Consider the following 26,224-nt stretch of genomic DNA (forward strand, 5'->3'; position numbering starts at 1 on the left):
CTTACCCACGACCGCCCAGAAAAGCCAAACCCCATCTCCATCTCGCGTACAAGGTCGCTTGATGGAATGGGGCTTAAGTTGAGAGCATTGCCCCGCACAGGGGCAACGCTAATAGACCACTAACAATCAAGGAAAGGCCAAAGCCCTAAGAACGCTGACAAAAAGCGCCGCGAAGGCAACCCCCTCAGCTTGGCTTAACAACAACAGTACAAGTAATCCCAGCAGCCAACACAACCCCATCAGGCACAGAATCAATCTTCACCCGCACGGGCACACGCTGTGCCAACCTCACCCAATTAAAAGTCGGATTCACATCAGCCAGCAGCTCACGGCTTTCGGGATTATCCCGATCATAGATCCCACGAGAGATGCTCTCGACATGCCCTTGAAGGGTGCCACCGCTCATCAACCGAACTTCGGCCTTATCCCCGATACGCACATGAGGCAACTTGGTCTCTTCGAAGTAGCCGTAAACCCAAAAAGAATGACTATCAACAATCGCCAGCTTAGCTGACCCAGCAGTAGCATAATCGCCACGAAACACATTCAAATTAGTGACATACCCATCAACCGGCGCCACCACGCGAGTGCGCTCCAGATTCAACTTAGCAGCATCAAGCGAAGCCAAAGCCTGCTGATAAGAAGCCTCAGCAGCAGAAGCAGTATGAGTCGCATTCTCACGGCTCTCTTTAGACACAACCAAAGCATCCATATCCGCCCGCCGCTGCGCATCATCCCGCTTCATCTGCAACTCCGCCTTCCGCGCAGCGACAGCAGCTTCCGCCTGCTCAACAGCAATCTGATAATGCGAAGGATCGATCTGCATCAACAGATCCCCCTTCTTGACCAGTTGATTATCCTTAACAGGCAAATCCACAACAGCGCCGGAAACATCAGGCGCCACATTCACAATCTCAGCGCGCACGCGCCCATCACGTGTCCACGGCTCATCCATGTAATGAACCCACAACACACGCCCAATCAAAATCGCGACAATAAAAATAACGGTTGTCGCGACGAAGCCCACAACATTTCGGATGGTCATGTTTCGACTCTGATCAACGATAAACGGCGAGACCCAGCACGCCGCACACACACACGAGCAAGCTGGCCCGGAACAAGGACGGATGCCACACCACGCGATACAGGCCCGTATAGGCGATCACGCGGTCCAGCACCCAGGTAAGCGCGGCGCCCGCGACAAACAGCAGCACGATGGCCGGCACGTAGGCGTCGAAAACGGCGATATCACGTGGCATGACGAACTCCTTCTGACGCGTCGGCACGTCCGCTCATCAGCGGTTCAAGCGGCGATTGCGGATCGAGCAGCGCGGTACGAATGAAATGCAGTTGACTCAGAATGCGTTGCAGCCGATGCCGATCCTCACGCGGTGGCGTGAAGGTGGCGAGCATCAGTTGGACTGCGGCAATCGCATCGGTGGTGGCGGCGAGCGCGCGGTCGAAGCGGTCCGCACGCGGCCGTTCGAACAGCGCGGTCACCGCATCGCGCATCGCACGCAATGTGACGCGCCACGGCATTGACTTCGCGTAGCGCGCGTCGCGGGGCAACGCCGCCACTTCGCCGCGCAAGTCGATCATCGCGTTGCCCACTTCGAGCACCGAGAAGAGCCAGCGCAAGGTGTCGCGTTTGACCTCGGGTTCGTTCTGCGCGAGCGCGTTGATCTGGGACATCAGATCGCGTGCACCGCTCTCGAAGCGTGAACGCACCCGGCGCATGCCCGCGCGGCTCGCCAGCGTCACCTGGCGGCGCAAGTCCATCAGCAGACGGTTGCGCAGCCAGGGCGTCGACGGCGGTAGCAGCACGGCAAAGGCAATCGCGCACACCAGCATCGACAGCACCAGCGCAATCGCATCGTTGATGGTGCCGCTCGGGTCGTAGTGAATCAGGTTGTCCGGGCCGGCGAGGAAACAAAAGAAGATGCAGTAGCCGACGCCGTAGCCGGCCAGCGCGGGCCGCGTCGTCATGAATACGCCGAGCAGCAGGAACGGCGTGAGCGCAGCGCACAGCAGCGGAAAACCGTCGATGTGCGGATACACGCCGTACACCGCGATCATCCCCATCACCGAGGCGACCAGCGTGCCGGCGGCCATCTGGAACGCCGTGCGCTTCGGATTCGGCGATGCTGACGCCAGCGCGCAGACCGCCGCGGCATCCAGTGTCAAGGTCGAGCCGCTCGGCCAGGCAGTCGCGATCCAGAACGCGCCGAGCACGATCATGACGATGGCCGCGCGTAAGCCGGCGACGCCCGCTGCAATTCCATTCGTCTTCGGTTCGTAACGCTCGATCCAGCGCTCCCGCTCGTGCGTGTCGACGGCAAGCGATGCATAGGTGGCCGCGTACGCGTGCAGGTCGTCGATGAAGCGATACAGCAGTTCGGCGCCGGTGTCGAAGTCGAGCAGCGGTGCGTCCGGCTGCGTTTCCAGTGCGGCGCGTGTTTCGCGCACGCGCTTGGGCAGCTCCGCTTTGTAGGCGTCGAGTTGCGCGGCGGCGTGGGCGGCATCCGTGGCGCTCAACACCGGTTCGCCGGATTTCGCGAGCAACGGGGCGATTTCCTTGAAGTACGGTTCGAGCGCTTCGACCGCGACCATCGCGCCGCTCGTGTGCGTATCGCGCAGCCGGTTCATCAACTGATGCAGCGCGTGAAAGCGCGTCGACGCGGTCATGAACTCGCTGTTCAGACGCGCCAGACGGCCGCCGCGCATCCGCGAATCGGGACCTTCGAACACGGCGACACTGCGCGCGGCTTCGAAACCCACGATGTCGGCGACAAAGCCTGCATTGGTTGCTTCGATCTGCGCACGGTCGTTGCGGCCGGCCAACGAGGCCGAAACATACTCGACGAACGCCGAGAAACGCGCCCGCACGGTGCCGCGCATCTGCAAGCCGGCGAACTGCGGAAACACGAGACCACTGACGGCGCCCGCGCAGACGATGCCGACCACCACTTCAGCCACCCGCGTGAGCGCGCTGAGAAACGCGCCATCCGGATGCTGCGAGGCGGGGATGCCGATCAGCGCGGCGGTATAGCCGGCCAGTACGAACCCATACGATTTGAAGTTGCGATTACGCGCGGCGCCAGCGGTGCAGATGCCGACCCAGATCGCGGTCGTGACGATGAACAGTTCCGGCTGCTGCGCAAACAGGCCGATCAACGCGAGCATCACGACGAGGCCGACCAGCGTGCCGCAGATCCGGTAGAAGCTCTTGGCGAACACCATCCCGCTTTGCGGCTGCATCACGATGAACACGGTGGTCATCGCGGTGCGCGGCTGCGGCAGGTCGAGTTTCATCGCGATGCCGAGCGCGAGGAAGCAGGCGGCGAGCGCCTTGAACAGATAGACCCACGTGAGGCCGTCGGTGCGCGCCCAGTCGGCGGCGGCCGAGTAGAGCGCGGCGAACGATGACGCGCGCGAGGCGGGAGAAGGGGAGGCTGACATGGTCGGCTCCCTTACTCAGCCGCGCTGGCGTTGACGTTGGCGGAAGGGTGGCTTGTGCTGGCCGCCGCGTTGCCCTTACCCTTCCCATGCGCCGGCAGCGTCTCGTTCGCCTGTGGGCCGTTGGCTGGTTCGTCGAGTCCACCACCCAAAGCCGTGACCAGCGACGCATGCGCGCCCAGCCGCTCCGCCTGAATCTTCGCGACGCCTTCCTGCGCGTGCAGCAACTGGCTTTGCGCGATCAGCACGTTCAGATAGTCGGTCAAACCGCGCCGATAGCCTTCGCGCGCGAGGTCGTAGTTCTTGCGCGCCGCTGCGACCGAGCGGTCTGCGTCTTGCGCCTGGGTTGCGAGCGAACGGATCCGGATCACCTGGTCGGAGATGTCCTTCAGCGCGCCGACGATCGACTGGTTATAGCTGTCCACCGCCTCGTCGTACCCTGCCGACGCCGCGCCGAGCTGCGAGCGCAGACGCCCGCCGTCGAAGATCGGCAGCGACAGCGCCGGCCCCGCGCTCCAGCTATGCGACGGGTCCTTCAGGAACTGGAACAGCGGGCCCATTGCGGCATAGCCGCCGATCGACGCCAGCAGGTTGATGTCCGGATAGAAATTGGCCTTGGCGACGTCGATGCCGCGCGCTTGCGCCGCAACCGTCCAGCGCGCCGCGACCACGTCCGGCCGATGGCCGATCAGATCCGCGGGCAGCGCGCTTGGCAGACTGGCGGGTGCGTTGTCGAGCGAGAGCGTCGGACGCTGGATCGCATCGCCCGCGCCCGGACCCTTGCCGGCCAGTGCCGCTAACTGGTTGCGGCCGAGCGCGATCTTTTCCTCGAGCGCATCGATCTGGCGTTCGTATTCCGGCATCGGCGTTTCGGCCTGGCTCACTTCGAGCTGGGTGCCGATGCCGCCTTTCAGACGCCGGTTCGCCAGGTCGACGATCTGCTGCTGTTGCTGCAGCGTGGACTTGGCGATATCGAGCAGCGCGTAGTTCATCGACAGCTCGATGTACGTACGCACCACGTTGCCTTCCAGTTCGAGCTGGGCGGCGCGGAAGTCCGCCGCGCTTGCATGAGCGGCGTCGAGTGCACGTTCCGCGGCGTTCTTGTCCTTGCCCCAGAGATCGAGGTTGTACGACAGACCCAGCGTGCCGGTGTTGTTCCACGACTGCTGGCCTGCGAGCGGGCCGGGGCCGTAATAGAGGTTGTCGGCCCATTTCTGACGCTGGATCGACAGGCTGCCGTTCACCTGCGGCGACAGCGCCGAACGGGCGACACCCGCCATCGACATGGCCTCGCGCACGCGCGCCTGGGCGACGGCGAGACTCGGGTTGCTCGTCTGCGCGGCTTCGATCCACTCATTGAGCTGCGGGTCGTTATAGGCGCGCCACCAGTCGGTGGCAGGCCATTGGGCGTCCGCGTTGGCGGCCCGGATGGCGTTGCCCACGTCGAGCGAAGAGGGCTCCACTCCGCGGTCCTGCGGCGCGATGCCTCCGGTACTGGCACAGCCGGCGATTGTTAATAGGATCGTAAGAACCGCGGCTGCGGCGACCCCTTTCTGTACCGGAGACTGCACGATTTCCTCCAAAATTGGCTATAGAAGCATGTGCGTCATTATATTTTTTGATTGATTGGGGAATAACCGGTAAAGATGCAAGGGATTTTTACGCAATATGAGACAATCGCCTTTGCGAATCGTGTAACAATCGCTGCGGATCACTGGCAACTATGTTGCAACTTATGTTGCATGGGACCGGAGTAAGGGCTGAAGCACTAACTCCGGATCGACAGGAAAAAGTATGGATACGCTTCAAAACATGCGCGTATTTGTCCGCGTCGTCGAAGCGGGCAGCTTCACGGGTGCCGCGCAGCACCTGAACACGACCACGGCGTACGCATCGCGCGCGGTTTCCGATCTGGAAGCGCATCTGCGCACGCGTCTGTTGAACCGCACCACGCGCCGTATCGCGCTGACCGAGGCGGGTGAGCGCTATCTGCAGCGCTGCGAACAGATCCTCGCGTACGTGGATCAGGCGGAAGCGGAGGCCGGCGATGCCCACGCGCGTCCGTCCGGCAAGCTCAAGGTCCACGCGATGACGAGCTTCGGCCAGCACTACGTGGTGCCGGCGGTGGGCCGCTATCAGCAGCGCTATCCGGACGTGCACATCGAGCTGACGCTCGCGCAGCGCATGCCCGATCTGCTCGACGAGGGTTTTGATGTTTCGCTGACGCTGGCAACCGGCCTGCCGGATTCGGGGCTGGTGTCGCAGCGGCTGGGCAGCGCGTTCAGCATCGCGTGCGCGTCGCCGGCTTATCTGGAGCGGCACGGCGTGCCCCAAACGCCCTCCGACCTCGCGCGCCACACTTGTCTGCAAATGGTGACGCCGATATTCCCGACCGACAAATGGATCTTCGACGGCCCGAATGGCGAAGAAACCATCGCCCTCGGCCCGGCCACCTTTCAGGTGAATGTCGCCGAAGCGATGGCGGTTGCGGTGAGTAGCGGCATGGGGGTCGGATTGATTCCGATCTACTCGGCGATTAGCGGTCTGCGCAGCGGTGACCTCGTCTGGCTGTTGCCGGAATACACGTCGCAGGAAATGAATCTGTATGCGCTGTATCCGTCCCGGCAGTATCTGGACGCAAAAATTCGTACCTGGGTCGAATTTCTGCGCGAAGAACTGCCCGTCACGCTGGCCGTCGATCAGGAAGAGTTGCGCCAGTTCGCGCGCAGTTGAATCGGCGGTACGCCGGCGGTTGACCATTGTTGACGGTTCCAGCGAGCAGTGGCGTGACAGTCTGTTACATAAGTGCCGCGCCGCAACATTTCCTTACTTCTGCGCCGGGGTCGATTTGCTAACGTGTGGTTCATGCGCTGCCGCATTCAGCCGGACGCGTTCAATTGGCCGCTGTTCGGCAAATCGCAAGATCCGCAACAATCGCAACAATCGAAGGACGAGGAATTCATGGATACGCATCTGATGATCGGCGTGGCCGTCATGCTGGGACTGATCGGAATCGCCGCATCGCGCGATCTGCTGCGCCGCCTGCGCGACCAGCAGCCGCAACTGGTGCCGATCAAGGTCGAGCGCTCTGATCTGCAGGGGCAACGGCGCGATCGTTGAGGCTGGCCGGCGCGCCGGGGTACTGGGCGCGCAGCAATTGAGCTTGCTGTTGCATTTTTTCGGCGTGCCCTGCGCGTGCGTTGCCGCGCGGTTGCGGTCCGGCTGCCGATTAGTTTCGATCCGCGCTCCGCACGTTCAGTGCAGCGCTTCAATCAGACCCGGCTCGTCATTGAGCGTGCGGTCTACCTCCGGGCTCACCCGGTGCCAGCGGAACCGCGCGGCGGGCAGGCAGGCGCTGCGAGCGAGCTGCTCGAGTTCGTCGAACTGCAGGGCCGGATCCAGCCATCTGCGCGCCGCCTCCGGCGCGAATACCAGCGGGCGGCGGCCGTGTACGTCGATCAGGCCCGCGTCGGCGGTGGCCGTTACGATCACCAGTCCCATGCCTTCCGTTTGCGGTTCCGTGCCGCGTACGCTCGATAGCGCCGCGAGGTACATCGGTGCGTCGCTTTTCAGGTGCACGAAGTAGGGCTGGCGGACCGTTGCCTCAGCGTCCGCTGTGTTATCTCCATGCGATGTTCCCGGCGTCGCTTCCATGCGCCATTCGAACCAGCCGTCAGCCGGCACCAATACTCGCCCGGTTTTCCACAGATCTTTGAAGTAGCGCGTATGCGGCGCGGTTTCGGCGCGCGCGTTGATGGTCTGCGGCAGATGCTGCTCACGTGCCCAATCCGGGCAATAACCCCAGTGGATCGCGTGCAGTGTCTGGTCCGGGTAAATCGCGAGCGGGTGAGTGCCCGGCGCGAGGTTGTAGCCTGGGCGGCGGTCGGCGTCGTCGAATAGCATGAGCGGATCGGCGAGGCCGAGCTGCCGTGCGTACAGATGCGGATCGCGGTACTGGCTGATTCGACCACACATGAGCGACCTCCGGAGATGACCGGGCTGGCGGGGTTGGCCGAGTCGAAGACCCGAATCCAACGACAACAACAGCGTAGTGCGTGGCGCCTGGCCGCGCTACCCAGATCGGCCCCAAGCCGACGCTATATCTCGACGACCTTATCCCACGCGAACTGCGGATTCTCCGGTTGACGGGTGCGCCGGTCGAGATAGCCGCGTGGATTGCAGACCACGCGCGTGCCGTTCACGGTGTAATCGAACGGCGTATGCGTATGTCCGTGAATCCACAGTGCAACGGGCGAGCGCACCAGTTCCGGCAAATGATTGACGAAACCGGCCGACACGCGGTCCTCGGCATAGCGCGCGGCCAGGCTCAGCCGATGCGGCGCGTGATGGGTGACGACGATCGTCTTGCCGTCGAACGGCTTCGCCAGCTCGCTTTCGAGCCACGCGCGCGCCCGCCGGTGCAGCGCGAGGGAATCGTCAGGGGTGAAGTCGCGCGGCGAGTCCTGAGTGTCGTGCGGCCAGTTCATCTGGATCAGGCCGCGGAAGTCGAGCATCGCGCGGCGCGATGCGTCGATGGACTCGGCGAGCGTGTCTGGATCCGCGCCGTATAACGCGAAGTCGGTCCATAAGGTGGTGCCGAGCACGCGCCAGCGGCCTTGCGGGTCGATCAGCGCGGCATTGTTCAGCACGTGCACGTTGTCGACTTGTGCCGCTGCGTCGTACAGCGCCGTGTCGAGCGCGCCGAATTCGCCGTCGTAGTACTCGTGATTGCCGGGCACGTAGACCACCGGCACGACGCCGTCGAAAGTCTGCGCCGCCCAGCGCGGACCGGCCGCGTGATTGTGGATGTCGCCGGCCAGCACGATCAGGTCCGCTTCTGCATGCGGGACCAGTTCGGGCTCGTCGTTCTCCAGATGCAGATCGGACAGCACTCGAATCTTCACGACGACAACTCCTGCAATGGGCCTCGCACCAAACGGCGAAGGCTTCAAACCCTAGCGTAGCACCTTGCCCGGATTCATCAGGTTCAGCGGGTCCAGCGCGCGTTTGACGGCGCGCATCAATTGCACCTCGACGTCCTGCTTGTAATGCATCGCCTCGTCGATCTTCAACTGGCCGAGACCGTGTTCCGCGCTGATGCTGCCGCGATGCCGGTGCACGCTGTCGTAGACGAGCTGGTTGATCGGGTTTTGCCACGTCTTGAGAAACGCCTTTGCGTCGACGCCCTCGGGCGCCTGCACGTTGTAATGCAGATTACCGTCGCCGAGATGCCCGAACGTGACCATGCGCACGCCCGGCACGGCTTGCGCGATTGCCGCGTCGGTTTCCTCGATGAAGTGGCCGATGCGCGAAATCGGCACCGCGATATCGTGCTTGATGTTCAGCCCTTCCTCAGCCTGCGCGAGCGGGATATGTTCGCGCAGATTCCAGAATGCCCGCGACTGCGCGAGGTTTTCCGCGACTACCGCGTCTTCGACCAGGCCGTCTTCGAGCGCGGTTTCCATCAGGCGCTCGAATAGCCCACGCGCGTGTTCCTCGCTCTCGCTGTCCGACAGTTCCAGTAGCACGACTTGCACATGCGGCTCGGCGAACGGATAGCGCATCTGTTCGAAATGCCGGCCCACCAGCCGCAGACAGAAATCCGACATCAGTTCGAAGCCGGTCAGCAGTGGTCCGGCGACGCGTTGCGTGAGCGAGAGGAAATCGAGCGCCGCATGCGGCGACGCGAGCGCGGCGAGCGCCGTGACGCGAGCGGCCGGCTGCGGATGCAGCTTGAGCACGGCGGCGGTGATGATGCCGAGCGTGCCTTCCGCGCCGATGAACAGATCGCGCAGGTCGTAACCGGTGTTGTCCTTGCGCAGGCCTCGCAGGCCGTCCCACAGTTCTCCTTGCGCGGTGACCACTTCGAGGCCCAGGCACAGCTCGCGCGTGTTGCCGTAGCGCAGCACGCCGGTGCCACCCGCGTTGGTGGCGAGATTGCCGCCGATCGTGCAGCTGCCTTCCGCGGCGAGGCTGAGGGGAAACAGGCGGCCGGCTTCTTCGGCATGCTTCTGTACTTCGGCGAGGATGACACCGGCTTCGACGGTGATCGTATTGTTGTGCGGATCGATGTCGCGCACGCGATTCAGACGCCGCAGACTGATCACCGCCTGCGCACCGCTTGCATCCGGCGTGGCGCCGCCGGCCAGGCCGGTGTTGCCGCCTTGCGGCACCAGCGCGATGCGATGTTCGACGGCAAGTTTGACGAGCGCCGCGACTTCGTCAGGCGTGGCCGGGCAGAGCACCGCGCAGGCCGCGCCGGTGTAGCGGCGGCGCCAGTCGGTGAGGTAGGGGGCGGTGTCGTGCGGGTCGGTCAGCACCTGGGCGGCGCCGATGGCGTCGCGGCAAGCGGTGAGGAAAGCGGCTTGAGTCATGTTGGTCGGTCAGGGTGTTCGGCGGATAGATTACGCGGGAGGTGACGTGAAAAGCGACGCGAAAGGCGCTGTTCTCATCGTGTGCCTCCCTCGGCCTGCCCGGTGTTTTGCTGTGCGTTCTCTTGTGCCGCCTGCTTTGCGGCCCGTTTCGCTGCCCGTTTTGCCGCGCGCTTGAACGGTGCGACATACGCGAGCGTGCAGACGAAGAAAACTACGGCGAGAGCGGCTTCGAACCAGCCGAGGCGGGCGCTCAGGCCACGGTCGCTCCAGCCGCGCACGACGCCCTCGGCAAAATACAGCAGGATCAGCATCGACGCCCATTGCAGCGTGTAAAGCCGGTGCCGCCACACGCCGGGCAGGGCGAGCAGCAGCGGCACGGCTTTGAGCACCAGCGCCGAGCCGCCCGGACGCAGCGGCGCGAGCCACCATTCCCATGCGACGGACAAGGCGATCAGCGCGAGCAAGGCGGCAGTGGCGCCGAAAGCGGCGGCGCGTTTTTGCTGCACAGGCAGGGCGGCTGCGTTCACGGCCGCTCGCTCATGGATGCCGCCGTGCGGGCAACGCGGGCGCCGAGGGCAATCGCGAGCGTTTTTTCGTCGGCGGAGATGCCCTGTTCGGCCGTGCCCGCGCGCGCGAAGTGTGACGCGCCGTAGGGCGTGCCGCCGGTTTGCGTAGTGGAGAGCGCGCTCTCGGTGTACGGGATGCCGACGATCAGCATGCCGTGATGCAGAAGCGGCAGCATCATGGACAGCAGCGTCGACTCCTGGCCGCCGTGCAAGCTGCCGGTGGACGTAAATACGCAGGCCGGTTTGCCGGACAGCGCGCCCGAAAGCCACTGCGGCGTGGTGCCGTCGAGAAAATATTTCAGCGACGCCGCCATGTTGCCGAAGCGGGTGGGCGAACCGAGCGCGAGACCGGCGCATTCTTCGAGGTCGCGCAGTTCGACGTAGGGCGGTCCTTCAGCGGGAATGTCCGGCTGGGTCGCTTCGCAGACGGTGGAAACCGCCGGCACGGTGCGCACGCGCGCCTGCATGCCGGGGACGCTGTCGACGCCGTGCGCGATCGCCAGCGCAAGCTCGCGCGTGGCGCCGTGACGGCTGTAATAGAGCACGAGAATGTCTTTCATAGGCCTCATCGGTGAGCGGGTATTATAGGGGCTGGGTCCGCCAGACAGGCCATCCATAGCCATTCGGCCAGGCCTCGCGCACGGTCGTGAAACACCGTTTTATGAAGCAGGGAGGTAGCGAGGTGGGTTTGTTGTCCAGGGTGCGTTTCGATCTCGACACGCTCAAACGGCTCGCGCAGTTTGCGGCGAAGCGCAGTAGCGAAGACCGCATTCCGCAGGTGGCCGGCAGCCTCACGTTCACCACCATGCTCGCGCTCGTGCCGCTCGCCACGGTCGCGTTCGCGCTGTTCACCGCGTTTCCAATTTTCAGCTCGTTTCAGATGTCGCTGCAGATTTTCCTCGCCGACCATCTGATGCCCGCGCAGCTCAACAGTCAGATTTTCGATTATCTGAATCAGTTCGCGTCCAAGGCCAAAGGCCTCACGACCATCGGCATGATTTTTCTGTTCGTCACCGCCGTCATGACGATGATGACCGTGGAATCTGCTTTCAACGTGATCTGGCGGGTGCGCAAGGCGCGGCCGATCGCGCAGCGCATCCTGGTCTACTGGGCCATCATCACGCTCGGTCCGATTCTGATCGGCGTGAGCCTGTCGATTTCTTCTTATCTGTTCACGCGGTCCATGGCGTTCACCACGGCCGTCCAGCATATTCCGCCGGTGATCGACTGGGCGTTGACCAGTGCCGCGCTGCCGTTGACGGCGCTCGCCTTCACGATGCTTTACGTGTTTCTGCCGAACTGCCGTGTGGAGTGGCGCGACGCGGTGATCGGCGGGGTTGCTGCCGCAATCGCCTTCGAACTCGCCAAGCGCGGCTTTGGCTACTACGTGCGCCGCATTCCGACCTATACCACGGTCTACGGTGCGTTTGCCGCTGTGCCGCTATTCCTGCTGTGGATGTACCTATGCTGGTTCATTGCGCTGGCCGGCGCGATGATCGCGTCGGCGTTGCCGGCGATCCGCATTGGCCAGTTTCACCGGCCGACTTTCGAGGGCAGCGATCTGTTCGATTCGCTTGAACTCCTCGCGCGGCTTTCGGAAGCGCGTGATGCGGGTAAGCGCGGCTACACGATGCCAGAGCTCTCGCGAATGCTTCGCCGGGAAATGGATACCACGATCAGGCTGCTGCAAAAACTCGAGGAGATCGAGTGGATCGCGCGCTTGCAGGACGACGACACGCGTGCGCACTTCTTGCTGCTGGCAAATCCGGCGCAGATCACGGTCGAGCGTCTGTTCGACCTGTTCGTGATCGACCGCGCGGAACTCGAATATCAGCTTGAGCTGAACTCTACGCGCGTGGATGGCCAGACGCTTCTGGCTGCGCTGGAAAACGACAAGCTGAAAGTGACGCTTGCTACGCTGTTGGCGGCGCGTGCCGCCGCACGGGCAACGCGCGCGCAGGAAAGTGAGCAGGGTACTTCTTCAATGCCGCATCAGGCTGCGTGAGCAGGCTGCACGAGCAGGCCGCCTGAAGCTGCGGCAAACCTACAGCGAAATTTTCCCCACGCAGATGTCCTTGAACATCACCCAATCGCCCATCAGGCTATAAAGCGGATGCCGGAAGGTAGCCGGCCGGTTCTTCTCGAAGAAGAAATGCCCGACCCAGGCAAAGCCATATCCGCAGATCACGGCAGCCGGCAGCCATAGCCAGTCACCGGTGGCGAGCGCCATGGCGAGGCAGCCGATCACGCCGAGCGAACCCACGAAATGCAGCCGCCGCGATACCGTGTTGCGATGCTCGCTCAGGTAGTACGGGTAGAACTCCGCGAAACTCGCGAAGTGATCGGTGTGCGCGGTTTGAGCCATCACGGCCTCCGAATGTCGACGCTACTCGATTCCGTGCCCGTCGCTCCCAGGTTGCTTCGCCGCGCGCGGGCATGCTCGGAACGCGCTCGAAACGGGACAGGCTTGACCCATTGTGCGGCTATCGGACCATGCGCGCAACCAGGCCATTCGGCCGATGGCGCGCCTCCACGTGCCCGGTTATCGTGACGCCTCGCAGTGACTATCGAACGCCGATTGGAACAGCACCTGCGGCCTTTGAGGCGAAGCTGAACAGCGCGTCGAGCGTGGCATCGGGCTGCTCGGTCATCAAGGCATGGCCGGCCTCGAGCGTGACAGTGTCGACCCGTGCGCCGGCTTGGGAGAGCGCGGCAGCGAGCGCTTTGGCCGCACGCGGCGGCGTCATCGCATCGCGCCGGCCCACGATCAGGCGCGTCGGGCAACGGACCTCCGTGGCGCGTGTGAGGCCGTCCGCGTAGCTATTGCAGGCGGTGAAGTCGGTGTGGAACAGGTGCGGCTCGCCGCTGGCCGAGACACGCTCCATCAGCCGCTGGTTCATGCCGTGCAGCCAGAAGCCCGGGCCGGGGCACGACGGCTTGGCGGCGAGCGTCGAATGCGACCATTGATTGACCATGTCGATTGCATCGGGCTCGCGGTGCAGGGCGGCGTCGAGCAAGGTGTCGGAGACAGCCATCGGCACGGCGGTGGCGAGCAGCGCCAGGTGCGTTACGCGCTCCGGATAGCGGCCGGCGAAGTCGAGGGCGATCAGCGAGCCCATGCTGTGGCCGGCCAAGAAGGCGCGCTGTACGCCCGCGGCGTCGAGCAGGGCGGCCAGCCAGTCGGCCATTGCGGTCACGGTGGTGAGCGCCGGGCCGGCGCTGCGGCAGTGACCGGGCAGATCGACCGCCAGCACCCCGAAGCCGTGATGGGCGAAGTAACGCGTTTGCAATGCCCACACGCTATGGTCATGCTCGGCGCCGTGGATGAACACCGCGGTCGGCAGGTTGGGGTCGAAGGGTTTGCCGCCGGTGTACGCGTAGGCGGGCTTGCCTTGAACGGTGAGGATCATGCGGACTCCGGGCGGGGTTTGGCGGCATCGGCAGGCGGGACGGATGGGTTGCCGTTTGCCGGAGCAGCGGATGAACTGACGGGGCCGGTTTTTGCCGTGCTTGACGGACTGGATGACCCACTCCCAGGCGCACTCGTCCCGCTCGCTTTCTGCGCGGCTTTCAGTGCGCGTTTGAGGTCGTCGATCAGATCGTCGGGGTCTTCAAGGCCGATCGACAGACGGATCGTACCTTCGGCGATGCCGGCTGCGGCGAGCGCGGCGGCGTCCATGCGGAAGTGCGTCGTCGATGCGGGATGGATGACCAGCGAGCGTGCGTCGCCGACGTTCGCGAGATGGGAGAACAGCGAAAGCGCTTCAATGAAGCTGCGCCCGGCGGCGCGGTCGCCGCGCAGATTGAAGCTGAACACCGCGCCCGCGCCACGCGGCAGCAGACGCTTCGCGAGCGCATAGTCCGGATGCGACGGCAGTTCCGGGTAGGCGACGGCTTCGACGGCAGGGTGTGCGCTCAGGAATTCGACCACCTTGCGCGTATTCGCGACGTGCCGTTCCATGCGCAGCGGCAGCGTCTCGATGCCTTGCAGCAGTTGCCAGGCGGCCTGGGGATGCAGGCACGCGCCGAAGTCGCGCAAGCCCTCGCGGCGTGCGCGCAGGAGGAACGGCGCGACCGTGCTTTCCTCGGCGAACACCATGCCGTGAAAGCCCTCGTACGGTTCGGTAAATTCGGGGAAACGGCCGGAAGCGTTGAAGTCGAAAGTGCCGCCGTCCACGAGTACGCCGCCGATCGTGGTGCCGTGGCCGCCGAGGAATTTGGTCGCCGAGTGATAGACGAAGTCGGCGCCATGCTCGAATGGCTTGAGGAGATAGGGCGTCGTGAAGGTCGAATCGACGAGCAGCGGTACGCGGTGCTCATGCGCGAGCTGCGCCACCGTGGCGATATCGAGCACGTCGAGGCCCGGGTTGCCGAGCGTCTCGCCGAACAGCAGGCGCGTGTTCGGGCGCAGCGCGGCGCGCCACGCGTCGATGTCACCGGGTTTGACAAAGGTCGTCTCGATGCCGAAGCGATGCAGCGTGTAGTGCAGCAGGTTGTGTGAGCCGCCGTACAGCGCGCTGGAGGCGACGATGTGGGAGCCGGCGCCCATCAAGGTGGCGATCGCCAGATGCAGCGCGGCCTGGCCGCTGGCCGTGCCGATCGCGCCCGCGCCGTTTTCCAGCGCGGCAACGCGCTCCTCGAACACGGCCACGGTCGGATTCGAGATGCGCGAATAGACGTGGCCGGCGCGCTCCATATTGAAGAGCGCCGCGGCGTGGTCCGAGTCGCGGAACGAAAACGAGGTAGTCTGGTAAATAGGCGTGGCGCGCGCGCCGGTGGTGGGGTCGGGCGCGGCGCCGGCGTGCAGCGCAAGCGTATCGAAACGGTTGGCGGACATCCTGGGCGGCGAGGCCACGGACGGCCTCGCGAAAGGTGAAAGTGGCGGCCATCCTATCACCGGCATGGATCGCTTCAAGCGCGGTTTTCCCGCGGGTTGGCCAATGTGGGCGCGCTGAACGGCGCCGGGCCGACCTTGCAAACGCCCGTGGCGCCTTGGTGGGCGGGCCGCTTTCCTTTTATGGACCTTTCCGCTAGGATCGAAAGTCATTCAGGCAATATCAGCCTAGCGGGTATCACGGAGACAGATTATGCGAGTCAGCGACATTCTTAAAGTCAAAGGCAACACCCTTTTCACGGTCACGCCGGATACCACGCTGCACGACGCAGTCAATACCATGGCCGAGCACGATATCGGCTCGCTGGTCGTGATGGAATACGGCGATCTCGTCGGCATGCTGACGTTTCGCGAAATTATTCTGACCTTGAGCAAGCATGGCGGCAGCCTCGGTACCTCCACGATCCGCAAGTTGATGGACGACCATCCGCTCACCTGTACGCCCGAAACGGACGTCAACGAGGTTCGCCGCATGATGCTCGAGCATCACGTGCGCTATTTGCCGGTGCTGGAAAGCCGCACGCTGATGGGCGTGATCTCGTTCTACGACGTCGCAAAGGCGGTGGTCGAAGAGCAGGGCTTCGAAAACCGCATGCTCAAGGCCTATATCCGCGACTGGCCGGAAGAACCGCAGGATCAACAACCGGCGCCGCGTTAACTCACGCGCGGTGGCTCACCGCGGCGCTCGCGCCGTTGCCGTGAGTATGAAAATGCGATCAAGGCGCGCGCGAAAGCGTGCGCTTTTTTTGTGCCCGGCCCTTCCCCTTTGCTGCTCTCTTAGCCTGTTCTCCGAACCTCATGAGCGATCGTCCGTTACCTGCCGCCCGCCGTGCCGCCCGCTCCCACGAGACGCACGAGTCCCAGTTCCGCCTGCTCAGCCAGCGCCGCTTCGCGCCGTTTTTCTGGACCCAGTTTCTCGGCGCGATGAACGACAACGTCTTCAAGATCGGCTTCACGTCGCTCGTGACATACCAGGCGGCGCGTTTTTCCGGCGTCGATCCGAAAACCGCGGCGTTCCTGATCTCGGCGATCTTCATTCTGCCGTTCGTGCTGCTGTCGGCCACCTCCGGCCAGATCGCGGACAAGTACGACAAGGCGATGCTCACGCGCTTCGTCAAGAGTTTCGAAATCGTCGTGATGCTGATCGGCGGCACGGGTTTCTGGATGCATAGCGCGCCCTTGCTGTATCTGTGCACGTTTCTGATGGGCGTCCATTCAACCGTGTTCGGACCGGTCAAGTATTCGTATCTGCCGCAGCATCTGTCGAAGTCAGAGCTGGTCGGCGGTAACGGCATGGTCGAGATGGGCACCTTCGTTGCGATTCTGATCGGTACGATCGTCGGCGGCGTGGGTGCGGGTTTCGTCGAGCATGGCGCGGTGGTGCTGGCCTGCGCCTGTGTCGGGATTGCGCTGGTGGGGCGGCTGGTGTCGAACTTCGTGCCTGTCACGGCGGCGCCGCAGCCCGATCTGCGCGTCAACTGGAATCCGGTCAGTGAAACGTGGCGCAACCTGAAGCTCGCGCGCGAAAACCGCACGGTGTTTCTGAGCCTGCTGGGGATTTCCTGGCTGTGGTTCGTTGGTGCGACTTTTCTGTCTTCGTTTTTCAGCTTTGCGAAAAACGTGCTGTCCGCCGATCCGGACGTCGTGACCGTGCTGCTCGGCACGTTCTCGATCGGTATCGGCCTCGGTTCGCTGATGTGCGAAAAGCTCTCGAAGCGGCGCATCGAAATCGGCCTCGTGCCGCTCGGCTCGATCGGCATGAGCGTGTTCGCGATCGATCTGTTCTTCGCGAGCCATGCGTTGCCGGCCGCCGGGCATCTGCTGAGCGTCGGCGAATTCCTCGTGCGGCCCGCCCATTGGCGCGTGCTGGCCGATCTGTTCCTGCTGGCCATGTTCGGCGGCTTCTATAGCGTGCCGCTCTATGCGCTGATCCAGAGCCGCAGCCAGCCGACCCACCGCGCGCGCATCATCGCCGCGAACAATATTCTGAACTCGCTGTTCATGATCGTCTCGGCGCTGATGGCAATGGGACTGACCGCGGCGGGCTTCAGTATTCCGGCGATTTTCCTCGTCACCGCGCTGCTGAACATTGTCGTCGCGACGTACATTTATTCGCTTGTGCCCGAGTTTTTGCTGCGCTTTATCGCCTGGGTGCTGGTGCACACCTTCTACCGGATTCGCCTCGTGCATGCCGAACGGATTCCGGAAGAGGGCGCGGCCGTGCTGGTGTGCAACCACGTGAGCTTCGTCGACGCGATTGTCATCATGGCCGAGAGCCCGCGGCCGATCCGCTTCGTGATGGACCATCAGATCTTCAAGTCGCCGTTTGGCGGTTGGGTGTTCCGCCATGCGAAGGCGATTCCGATTGCGCCTGCCCATCAGGACCCTGAGCTGCTGACGCGCGCCTATGAGCGCTGCGCAGAGGCGCTCGCCGAGGGCGAGCTGGTCTGCATCTTCCCGGAAGGCAAGCTGACGAAGACCGGTGAGATGAATCCGTTCCGCCACGGCGTGACCGAGATCATTCGCCGCACGCCGGCGCCGGTGATACCGATGGCGCTGCGCGGGCTGTGGGGGAGCGTGTTTTCGCGCGCCAACGACGCGCGCTGGCCGCGGCCGATTCAGAAGGGCGTGATGAGCCGGCTGACGCTGGCGGTGGGTGAGCCGATCGATCCGGCCGAGGCGACGCCTGAGGTGCTGCAGCAGATCGTCACCGAGTTGCGCGGGGCGCGGAAGTAGGGCGGCCGGGACCTAGCCTCTTCAGGGCTGGCATAATAGTGCTTTCCCCGCATTTCTTTGGACGACGCCCATGTCCGGCAACACGCTCGGTACGCTTTTCACTGTCACGACCTTCGGCGAATCGCATGGCCCCGCGATCGGCTGCGTGATCGACGGCTGCCCGCCGGGCATGGCGCTTAGCGAAGCCGACATCCAGCTCGAACTCGATCGCCGCAAACCCGGCACGTCGCGCCATGTCACGCAGCGCCAGGAAGAAGACAAGGTCGAGATCCTGTCGGGCGTGTTCGAAGGCCAGACCACCGGCGCGCCGATCGCGCTGCTGATCCGCAATACGGACCAGCGCAGCAAGGACTACGGCAACATCGCCGACACCTTCCGTCCCGGTCACGCCGACTACACCTACTGGCAGAAATACGGCATTCGCGACTATCGCGGCGGCGGCCGTTCGTCGGCCCGTCTGACCGCACCTACGGTAGCGGCCGGCGCGGTTGCGAAGAAATGGCTGCGTGAAAAATTCGGCACTGAGATCCGCGGCTACATGGCGGCGCTCGGAGAGATCGACGTGCCGTTCGTCGACTGGTCGCATGTGCGTGAGAACCCGTTCTTCGTGCCGAATGCGGAGATCGTGCCGGAGTTGGAAGCATATATGGACGCCTTGCGTAAAGACGGCGACTCGATCGGCGCACGCATCAACGTTGTGGCTTCCGGCGTGCCGGTTGGGCTCGGCGAGCCGTTGTTCGACCGCCTTGACGCGGACATCGCGCACGCCATGATGGGCATCAATGCGGTGAAGGGTGTCGAGATCGGCGCGGGCTTCGCCAGCGTCGCGCAACGCGGTTCGGTGCACGGCGACGAATTGACGCCGGAAGGCTTCGTCGGCAATCACGCGGGTGGTGTGCTCGGTGGTATTTCGACCGGACAGGACATCACGGTGTCGATCGCGATCAAGCCGACTTCGAGCATCCGTACACCGCGCCGCTCGATCGACAAGGCGGGGCAGCCCGTTGTCGTCGAAACGTTCGGGCGTCATGACCCGTGCGTCGGCATCCGTGCCACGCCGATCGCCGAATCCATGCTCGCGCTGGTGCTGATCGACCATGCGTTGCGCCACCGTGCGCAATGCGGCGATGTCGCCGTCAGCACGCCGAAGATTGCGGCGAGCGCGCCGTAAAGAGCGCTCTCTGAGCGTCCTCGTATTGCGTGCGGCCTCGTCTCAATGACCGATACGAACACCGACCCGGCAGATAGCCAACTCGCGGACCTCCGCGCGCGTGCCGCCGCGCCGCACGCTGGCGCTGCGGACTGCCTCGCATTCGGACAATTCTTGCTGGAACGCGTCGGCCGCGACAAAGCCCTTCGGCGCGAGGCGCTCGCGGCGCTGGTGCGCGCTTACCAGCTTGATCCCTCCTGCGAACCTACGCTCCTTCACACCATCGCGCAGACGGCCTTCATCGTGCGCGACTGGTTGCTCGTCGACTCCGCCACAACGCTGCTGCTCGCGCAAAACGCCGAAGACGCCAACGCGCTGATCTGGCGTGCGGCAGCCGTGCAACAACGCAACGACTTCGGCATGGCCGAGCGGCTACTGCGCGAAGCGGTACGTGTCGTGCCCGGCAACCCGGTGGCGCTTCACAAGCTCGCGTTGTGCATCAAGGAGCAGGCGCGGCTGGCTGAAGCGGAAGCATTGCTCAGACAAGTGCTGGCGTTGTCGCCGGATAACATGCATGCGCTGTTCGATCTGTCGGAACTCGAAATCCGCACGGGACGTTTCGCCGAAGGCTGGGCGCATTACGAGTCGCGCGTCGCGTTCGGCGACGATTTGAATAACGCGCAGCATGCGCTCGCTGCGATCAGCGCGCATTGGCAGGGCGAATCGCTGCAAGGCAAAACGCTGGTCGTGTACGGCGAGCAAGGTAACGGCGACTGCCTTTGGGCGGTGCGCTTTCTGCCGCTGCTGGCCGAGCGGGCGCGAAGCGAAGGCGGCCGGGTGATTTTCGGTCACGACGGGCCGTTGCGGCATCTATTCGAACGGATGCTGCCTGCTGACTTGCCGCTCGAAACGAGTCTTGAAACGCGGCCGGATTTCCATTGCGGGTTGATGAGCTTGCCGTTGCGGCTTGGCGTCTTCGATGCAACAGGGTGGGGCGCGCCGTATCTGAGCGCCGAGCCCGCGCGCGTGCAGGCATGGCGCGAGCGGGTTCATGCGCACACGGCCGGCAAGCCGGGCAATCGCAACGTTGGTTTAGTGTGGAACGGCAATCCTGAGCATATCCGCGATACGCGGCGGTCGGTGCCTGTCGAGCAACTCGAGCCGCTATTGAGCGTGCCGGGCGTGACCTGGTTTGCGTTGTCGCCTGGACGCAGCGAGACGGTCGCACAGTGGCGGGCCAAGGGGCTCGATGTTGTCGACCTGACCCACCATTTTCAATCCGGATTCGACGACGTCGCTGCGCTACTGGCGAATCTGGATCTGGTCGTCACGATTGATAGCGGACCCGCTCATCTGGCGGGGGCGCTCGGCGTGCCGACGAGTTTGATGATCGATCATGTGTCGGCATGGTTTTGGGGCGACGAATCGGGCACCACGGCCTGGTACGATTCTATTGAGCTCTTCCGACAGCCTGAGATTGGCGCGTGGGCGCCGGTGTTGGCTAAAGTGCGAGAGCGGATTGAAATGATGCGGGGCGTTTGAGCTTGTTGCTTTGCGGCGACGCTGGCAGTACGTCTGCAATGGATGCCGCTTTGTTTTTACCTGCGCGGAGCTTGTTTGCCTGCATGCCGTGCGCGGACAAACAAGCTCCGCGCACGGCAATCAAACACCGAATCACATATTCGGATAGTTCGGACCGCCGCCACCCTCAGGCGTCACCCAGACAATGTTCTGGGTCGGGTCCTTGATATCGCAGGTCTTGCAATGCACGCAGTTCTGAGCGTTGATCACGAGACGCTCGCTGCCGTCGTCGTTCTTCACGAACTCATAGACGGCAGCCGGGCAGTAGCGTGACTCCGGACCGGCATAGGTCTGCCAGTTCACGTTCACCGGCACCGACGGGTCTTTCAGCGTCAGGTGAGCCGGCTGATTTTCTTCGTGGTTGGTGTTCGAAATGAACACTGAAGACAAACGGTCGAACGTCAGCTTCCCATCCGGCTTCGGATACGTGATCTGCTTGCACTGCGACGCAGGTTTCAGCATCTCGTGATCGGAATGCTGGTGATGCAGCGTCCAGGGCACGTTGCCGCCTAACAGCTTCTGCTCGATGCCGACCATCAGCGTGCCGAGGTACAGGCCCTTGCTCATCCACTGCTTGAAGTTGCGCGCACGATGCAGTTCCGTGTGCAGCCACGAGGTCTTGAACGACTCCGGATACGCTGTCAGTTCATCGCTGGTGCGGCCTGCCTGCACGGCTTCAAAAGCAGCCTCAGCCGCCAGCATGCCCGTCTTGATCGCCGCGTGCGAACCCTTGATCCGCGACGCGTTCAGGAAGCCCGCATCGTCGCCCACCAGCGCGCCGCCCGGGAACACCAGCTTCGGCAGCGACAGCAGGCCGCCCGCGGTAATCGCCCGCGCGCCGTACGACACCCGCTTGCCGCCTTCCAGAATCGCGCGGATCGCAGGATGCGTCTTGTAGCGCTGGAATTCCTCGAACGGCGACAGGTACGGATTCGTGTAGCCGAGGCCGACCACAAAGCCCACCACCACCTGGTTGTTGTCCATGTGATAGAGGAACGAGCCGCCGTACGTGTCGTTCTCCAGCGGCCAGCCAGCGGTGTGCATCACCAGACCCGGCTTGTGCTTCGCCGGATCGATTTCCCACAGTTCCTTGATGCCGATACCGTAGACCTGGGGATCGACGCCTTCACGCAGCTTGAACTTGTCGTTCAGTTGACGGCCGAGGTGCCCACGCGCGCCTTCGCAGAAGAGCGTGTACTTTGCGTGCAGCTCCATGCCGAGCTGGAAGTTCTCGGTCGGCTCGCCGTCCTTGCCGATCCCCAGATTGCCGGTCGCGACGCCTTTAACCGAGCCATCGTCGTTGTAGAGGATTTCCGCAGCCGGAAAACCCGGGAAAATCTCTACACCGAGCGCTTCAGCCTGCTGACCCAGCCAGCGCGTGACATTCGCGAGGCTGACCACGTAGTTGCCGTGGTTCTTGAAGTTGTCCGGCAGCGCCCAGGTCGGCACGCTCTTCGAACCGGTTTCCGTCAGGAACAGGAATTTATCTTCGGTCACGTCCACCGTCAGCGGCGCGCCTTTTTCCTTCCAGTCCGGGATCAGTTCGGTGATGGCGCGCGGATCCATCACCGCGCCCGACAGGATATGAGCCCCGATCTCCGAGCCTTTTTCCAGTACGCACACGCCAAGCTCGACGCCTTTTTCCGCCGCCAACTGCTTCAGGCGGATCGCTGCGGACAGGCCAGCCGGGCCGCCGCCGACGATCACGACGTCGTATTCCATCGACTCGCGTGGACCGTATTGCTCAATGAGACTTGCGGGGGTCATTGATGCTCCTCTTCTTACCGTTAGAATGCTTTTTTCGGGATCGTATTGTGGGCGATGGTCTCCGCCACTGCAACCAGATGAGCAGAGATTAGCGCGATCGTTCTATTTCTGTGATACGGTATGACCCGCAGTGATGGTCTTACCGCACCTGTCAACCGCGTCTGTAACAACAACCGAATAAGGGAACGACAATGGGCCGTTCGATCAATCTGGAAGGCAAGGTCGCGCTGATCACCGGCGCCTCGAGCGGGTTGGGGAAGCGCTTTGCTCAAGTATTGTCGCAGGCTGGCGCCAAGGTCGTGTTGGCAAGCCGCCGCACCGAGCGCCTGAAGGAGTTGCGCGCCGAGATCGAAGCCTCCGGTGGCGCGGCGCACGTCGTCTCGCTCGACGTCACGGATTATCAAAGCATCAAGTCAGCCGTTGCTCACGCGGAAACCGAGGCGGGCACGATCGACATTCTGGTGAACAATTCTGGTGTGTCGACCACGCAGAAGCTTACAGAAGTCACGCCGGCCGACTTCGAATACGTGTTCGACACTAACACGCGCGGCGCTTTCTTTGTCGCTCAGGAAGTCGCCAAGCGCATGATCATGCGTGGCAATAGTGCGCAGAAGCCGTCATACCGGATCATCAATATCGCGTCGATGGCGGGCCTGCGGGTGTTGCCGCAGATCGGCCTGTACTCGATGAGCAAGGCCGCCGTCGTCCATATGACGAAAGCCATGGCGCTGGAGTGGGGCAAGCACGGCATCAACGTGAACGCCATCTGCCCGGGCTATATCGATACCGAGATCAACCATCATCACTGGTCGACTGAGCAGGGGCAGAAGCTGGTCTCGCTGCTGCCGCGTCATCGTGTCGGCAAGCCGGAGGATCTGGACGGGCTGTTGCTGCTGCTGGCGGCCGACGAATCGCAGTTCATCAACGGCTCGGTGATTGCCGCCGACGATGGGTTCGCTCTCGTCTGAACGCGGCTTTGGGCGGCCGTTCCTTGTTTGCCACGTTTACCCCGGCCCACGCGCCGGTTTCACCCTCGTTTCAACCCGTTAAAGAAGTACGATGAGCGATTTTCACGCAGTTTTTGAGATGTCGATGCCGATCCGCTGGGGCGACATGGACGCATTCGGCCATGTGAACAACACGGTCTATTTCCGGTACATGGAGCAGGTGCGGATTTCCTGGTTCGAACAACTGGGTCTGGCCGGCAGCAACGCCGACGGGCAAGGGCCGGTGATCGTCAATGCGTCGATGGAGTTTCTCAAGCAGTTGCACTATCCGGGCGACGTGATCGGCCGGATGTCCGTGGCCATGCCCGGGCGCAGCAGTTTCGACACGGCATTCGAGCTCGTGCGCGCCGATGATCCGAACACCGTCTATGCGCGCGGTGCTGCGCGCTGCGTGTGGATCGACTACGCCGCGGGCAAGTCGGTACCGGTTCCGGATATGCTGCGCGCGACCATCGAGAGCGCGGCGCTGGTCAAGGCGGCTTAATATCCCGGCGCCTCCTCAGCGCCTTCTCAGCGCCTTCTCAATGCCCGAGCAAGCGCTGCAACAGCTCGGTTGCATTCCCCGTATCGTATTTGCGCATCAGCCGCGCGCGGTAGACATCGACCGTGCGCGGGCTGATATCCAGCGCCCGTCCGATCTGCTTGCTGGTTTTGCCCGTCACCAGTTGCGCGGCGACTTCCCGTTCGCGCGGCGTTAACTCGACCGCCACGCGCCGTGTCGCGCTCAAATCCTCGAAAGTCCACACACCGGCTGCGTGCGGGTCCATGCGTTGCTGCGCGCGGCCCGTCACGTGGCACCAGAACAATTCCCCGTTGGCCCGCTTCATGATGCGGTCGTCCGCGTAACTGCCTTGCGCGGTCATGATCGGCGGAATCCGCGCGCCGATCCGCTCGAATTCGTCCGTCGACGGATACAGCACCTGGAACGACTGGCCGAGCAGCGCCTCGCGCGTGCAGCCGAATATCGACGCCAGCTCGTCGTTGCAGTCTTCGATGATCCGTTCGCGTGACAGCACGAGTCCGATCGGGGCGAGGTGAAACGCGGTTTGGTAATCCAGTGCGGGCATGGGCTGGCGGCAAGTACTTATGTATTTTTGCGTATTGTGCCGCATGGCGCGCCCAGCGTACTCTTTCGGGCACATGACAACGCGGCGAAACCGTTCGTGGCGGGCATTGGCGCAAGTGATCAGGCAATCCTGACAGTCTGAGCGCAAAGCCGGCCACGGATGACTAGAATGACGTGTCGGGCTTGCGCCCGCTAAGCGTCATATCGAAGTCGCAATGATCCGGTTTCGGATTTCCATAAAGGAAGGGACAAACGATGAACAAGGTCTATCCAGGCGCGGCTGAAGCGCTGAAAGACATCGTCAAGGACGGGCAGACGTTTGCCGTCGGTGGTTTCGGGCTGTGCGGCATTCCGGAAGCGCTGATCGGCGCGCTGCGCGATTCGAAGGTGCAGGGCATCACCTGCATCAGCAACAATGCGGGTGTCGACGGTTTCGGCCTCGGTTTGCTGCTCGAAACGCGCCAGGTCAAGAAGATGATTTCTTCGTACGTGGGCGAGAACAAGGAGTTCGAACGCCAATATCTCGCCGGCGAACTCGAGCTCGAATTCACGCCGCAAGGCACGCTCGCCGAGAAGCTGCGCGCCGGTGGCTCGGGCATTCCGGCCTTCTTCACGAACACCGGCTACGGCACGCTGATCGCCGAAGGCAAGGAAACCCGCCAGTTCGGCGAAAACCATTACGTGCTCGAACATTCACTGACGGCCGACGTCGCTTTGGTCAAGGCATGGAAAGCCGATAAATCGGGCAACCTGATCTATCGCCGCACCGCGCGTAACTTCAACCCGATGTGCGCGATGGCCGGCAAGATTACCGTCGCGGAAGTCGAGGAAATCGTTGAAGTAGGCGAACTCGATCCGGACGCGATCCACACGCCGGGCATTTTCGTGCAGCGCATTGTACTCAATGCGCATCCGGAAAAACGCATCGAACAACGCGTCGTCCGCGCGAAAGGAGACTGATCATGGCATGGACTCGTGACGAAATGGCCGCACGCGCGGCGAAGGAATTGCAGGACGGCTTCTACGTGAACCTCGGCATCGGCTTGCCAACGCTGGTGGCGAACCACGTGCCGGCTGGCGTCGAAGTGTGGCTGCAGTCGGAAAACGGCCTGCTCGGCATTGGCCCGTCGCCGACCGAAGAAGAAGTGGATGCCGACCTGATCAACGCCGGCAAGCAGACGGTGACCACGCTGCCGGGTTCGTCGATTTTCTCGTCGGCGGATTCGTTCGCGATGATTCGCGGCGGCCACATCAATCTGGCGATTCTGGGCGCGATGCAGATCAGCAAGAAGGGCGATCTGGCCAACTGGATGATTCCGGGCAAGATGATCAAGGGCATGGGCGGCGCGATGGATCTGGTCGCAGGCGTCAAGCGCGTGGTCGTGCTGATGGAGCATGTCGCGAAGGGCGACCAGCACAAGATCCTCGAAGAATGCACGTTGCCGCTGACGGGCGTGGGCGTGGTCGATCAGATCATCACCGATCTCGGCGTGATCGAAGTGACGGAAGACGGTCTGAAGGTGACTGAGCTGGCGCCGGGCGTCAGCGTCGAGGAGATCCAGACGAAGACGGGCGCGCCGCTGGATGTGAGCGCGGTGAGCTGAATGGTGGTGTGAGCCGCCCGCAT

The 26,224-nt window shown here is 63.2% G+C and carries 25 protein-coding genes; 11 read left to right on the top strand and 14 right to left on the bottom strand.

Translation table 11 applies throughout. The annotated features are described in order from the left end of the window. Nucleotides 1-184 precede the first annotated feature (184 nt). From FSO04_RS07150 to FSO04_RS07165, 4 genes are read right to left on the bottom strand one after another with little or no spacing between them, the layout of a single operon-like run. Nucleotides 185-1,045: an efflux RND transporter periplasmic adaptor subunit gene (locus FSO04_RS07150; protein ID WP_154559016.1), complete on the bottom strand. Its 861-nt coding sequence runs from the start codon at nt 1,043-1,045 to the stop codon at nt 185-187. Nucleotides 1,046-1,058: 13 nt separating this feature from the next. Further along, nucleotides 1,059-1,259 (bottom strand): DUF1656 domain-containing protein, encoded by a 201-nt coding sequence (locus FSO04_RS07155; protein WP_054042269.1) that lies wholly within the window; start codon nt 1,257-1,259, stop codon nt 1,059-1,061. Further along, a complete protein-coding gene (locus tag FSO04_RS07160; protein WP_154559017.1) occupies nt 1,249-3,459 on the bottom strand; it encodes an FUSC family protein in 2,211 nt (736 codons plus the stop codon). Before FSO04_RS07160 ends, FSO04_RS07155 begins: the two co-directional genes overlap by 11 nt. A gap of 11 nt (nt 3,460-3,470) precedes the next feature. Continuing rightward, nucleotides 3,471-5,027 (bottom strand): efflux transporter outer membrane subunit, encoded by a 1,557-nt coding sequence (locus FSO04_RS07165; protein ID WP_168435594.1) that lies wholly within the window; start codon nt 5,025-5,027, stop codon nt 3,471-3,473. Nucleotides 5,028-5,250: 223 nt separating this feature from the next. Here FSO04_RS07165 and FSO04_RS07170 point away from each other — a divergent pair, with 223 nt between their 5' ends. Both FSO04_RS07170 and FSO04_RS07175 read left to right on the top strand, forming a co-directional pair. Then, entirely contained in the window at nt 5,251-6,189 is a 939-nt protein-coding gene (locus FSO04_RS07170; RefSeq protein WP_154559019.1) for a LysR family transcriptional regulator, read from the top strand. A 132-nt stretch (nt 6,190-6,321) separates the two neighbouring features. Continuing rightward, nucleotides 6,322-6,576, top strand: a complete 255-nt coding sequence (locus tag FSO04_RS07175; RefSeq protein WP_154559020.1) for a hypothetical protein — start codon at nt 6,322-6,324, stop codon at nt 6,574-6,576. 135 nt (nt 6,577-6,711) lie between these two features. Here the strand turns inward: FSO04_RS07175 and FSO04_RS07180 are convergent, their stop codons facing one another. From FSO04_RS07180 to wrbA, 5 genes are all read right to left on the bottom strand, one after another. After that, on the bottom strand, nt 6,712-7,431 hold the full coding sequence (locus FSO04_RS07180) for an SOS response-associated peptidase (protein WP_154559021.1): 720 nt from the start codon (nt 7,429-7,431) through the stop codon (nt 6,712-6,714). 122 nt (nt 7,432-7,553) lie between these two features. After that, nucleotides 7,554-8,360, bottom strand: coding sequence for a metallophosphoesterase (locus FSO04_RS07185; RefSeq protein WP_168435595.1), 807 nt, complete (start codon nt 8,358-8,360; stop codon nt 7,554-7,556). 51 nt (nt 8,361-8,411) lie between these two features. Beyond that, nucleotides 8,412-9,830: an FAD-binding oxidoreductase gene (locus FSO04_RS07190; protein ID WP_154559023.1), complete on the bottom strand. Its 1,419-nt coding sequence runs from the start codon at nt 9,828-9,830 to the stop codon at nt 8,412-8,414. Between the two features lie 74 nt (nt 9,831-9,904). After that, nucleotides 9,905-10,357 carry a DUF2069 domain-containing protein gene (locus FSO04_RS07195; RefSeq protein WP_168435596.1) on the bottom strand — a complete coding sequence of 151 codons (453 nt, stop codon included), beginning with the start codon at nt 10,355-10,357 and terminating at the stop codon, nt 9,905-9,907. Next, nucleotides 10,354-10,956 (bottom strand): NAD(P)H:quinone oxidoreductase, encoded by a 603-nt coding sequence (wrbA, locus tag FSO04_RS07200; RefSeq protein ID WP_115780521.1) that lies wholly within the window; start codon nt 10,954-10,956, stop codon nt 10,354-10,356. Before wrbA ends, FSO04_RS07195 begins: the two co-directional genes overlap by 4 nt. 101 nt (nt 10,957-11,057) lie before the next feature. Between wrbA and FSO04_RS07205 the strand changes: the two genes are divergently transcribed. Then, complete coding sequence (locus FSO04_RS07205) at nt 11,058-12,401, top strand: YihY family inner membrane protein (protein ID WP_372342731.1); 1,344 nt, start codon at nt 11,058-11,060, stop codon at nt 12,399-12,401. Nucleotides 12,402-12,440: 39 nt separating this feature from the next. Here the strand turns inward: FSO04_RS07205 and FSO04_RS07210 are convergent, their stop codons facing one another. From FSO04_RS07210 to FSO04_RS07220, 3 genes are all read right to left on the bottom strand, one after another. After that, nucleotides 12,441-12,761 (bottom strand): Mpo1-like protein, encoded by a 321-nt coding sequence (locus tag FSO04_RS07210; RefSeq protein WP_012433756.1) that lies wholly within the window; start codon nt 12,759-12,761, stop codon nt 12,441-12,443. A gap of 199 nt (nt 12,762-12,960) precedes the next feature. Next, on the bottom strand, nt 12,961-13,806 hold the full coding sequence (locus FSO04_RS07215) for an alpha/beta fold hydrolase (protein WP_154559024.1): 846 nt from the start codon (nt 13,804-13,806) through the stop codon (nt 12,961-12,963). After that, on the bottom strand, nt 13,803-15,233 hold the full coding sequence (locus tag FSO04_RS07220; RefSeq protein ID WP_154559025.1) for an O-acetylhomoserine aminocarboxypropyltransferase: 1,431 nt from the start codon (nt 15,231-15,233) through the stop codon (nt 13,803-13,805). Before FSO04_RS07220 ends, FSO04_RS07215 begins: the two co-directional genes overlap by 4 nt. Nucleotides 15,234-15,483: 250 nt before the next feature. Here FSO04_RS07220 and FSO04_RS07225 point away from each other — a divergent pair, with 250 nt between their 5' ends. The 4 genes from FSO04_RS07225 (at nt 15,484) to FSO04_RS07240 (ending at nt 20,718) form a co-directional block, all read left to right on the top strand. Then, the gene (locus tag FSO04_RS07225; protein WP_054042287.1) at nt 15,484-15,948 is read left to right on the top strand and encodes a CBS domain-containing protein; all 465 of its coding nucleotides are present in this window, start codon (nt 15,484-15,486) and stop codon (nt 15,946-15,948) included. 140 nt (nt 15,949-16,088) lie between these two features. Beyond that, a complete protein-coding gene (locus FSO04_RS07230; RefSeq protein WP_154559026.1) occupies nt 16,089-18,026 on the top strand; it encodes an MFS transporter in 1,938 nt (645 codons plus the stop codon). A gap of 70 nt (nt 18,027-18,096) precedes the next feature. After that, nucleotides 18,097-19,197, top strand: a complete 1,101-nt coding sequence (gene aroC, locus FSO04_RS07235; RefSeq protein ID WP_154559027.1) for a chorismate synthase — start codon at nt 18,097-18,099, stop codon at nt 19,195-19,197. 45 nt (nt 19,198-19,242) lie between these two features. Beyond that, a complete protein-coding gene (locus FSO04_RS07240) occupies nt 19,243-20,718 on the top strand; it encodes a tetratricopeptide repeat protein (protein ID WP_154559028.1) in 1,476 nt (491 codons plus the stop codon). A gap of 132 nt (nt 20,719-20,850) precedes the next feature. On the opposite strand, the gene FSO04_RS07245 is transcribed toward FSO04_RS07240, so the two are convergent. Then, nucleotides 20,851-22,524, bottom strand: a complete 1,674-nt coding sequence (locus FSO04_RS07245; RefSeq protein WP_154559029.1) for an electron transfer flavoprotein-ubiquinone oxidoreductase — start codon at nt 22,522-22,524, stop codon at nt 20,851-20,853. 191 nt (nt 22,525-22,715) lie between these two features. On the opposite strand from FSO04_RS07245, the gene FSO04_RS07250 reads away from it, so the two are divergent. After that, nucleotides 22,716-23,492 (top strand): SDR family oxidoreductase, encoded by a 777-nt coding sequence (locus tag FSO04_RS07250; RefSeq protein WP_154559030.1) that lies wholly within the window; start codon nt 22,716-22,718, stop codon nt 23,490-23,492. Between the two features lie 91 nt (nt 23,493-23,583). Further along, nucleotides 23,584-24,015 carry an acyl-CoA thioesterase gene (locus FSO04_RS07255; RefSeq protein ID WP_154559031.1) on the top strand — a complete coding sequence of 144 codons (432 nt, stop codon included), beginning with the start codon at nt 23,584-23,586 and terminating at the stop codon, nt 24,013-24,015. A gap of 37 nt (nt 24,016-24,052) precedes the next feature. Here the strand turns inward: FSO04_RS07255 and FSO04_RS07260 are convergent, their stop codons facing one another. Beyond that, nucleotides 24,053-24,598: a LuxR C-terminal-related transcriptional regulator gene (locus FSO04_RS07260; protein ID WP_154559032.1), complete on the bottom strand. Its 546-nt coding sequence runs from the start codon at nt 24,596-24,598 to the stop codon at nt 24,053-24,055. A gap of 254 nt (nt 24,599-24,852) precedes the next feature. Between FSO04_RS07260 and FSO04_RS07265 the strand changes: the two genes are divergently transcribed. After that, the gene (locus tag FSO04_RS07265) at nt 24,853-25,557 is read left to right on the top strand and encodes a CoA transferase subunit A (protein ID WP_028200192.1); all 705 of its coding nucleotides are present in this window, start codon (nt 24,853-24,855) and stop codon (nt 25,555-25,557) included. Between the two features lie 2 nt (nt 25,558-25,559). After that, entirely contained in the window at nt 25,560-26,201 is a 642-nt protein-coding gene (locus FSO04_RS07270) for a CoA transferase subunit B (protein WP_097389913.1), read from the top strand. Nucleotides 26,202-26,224: the final 23 nt, after the last annotated feature.

This window comes from Paraburkholderia madseniana (assembly GCF_009690905.1).
Classification (GTDB): Bacteria; Pseudomonadota; Gammaproteobacteria; order Burkholderiales; family Burkholderiaceae; genus Paraburkholderia; species Paraburkholderia madseniana.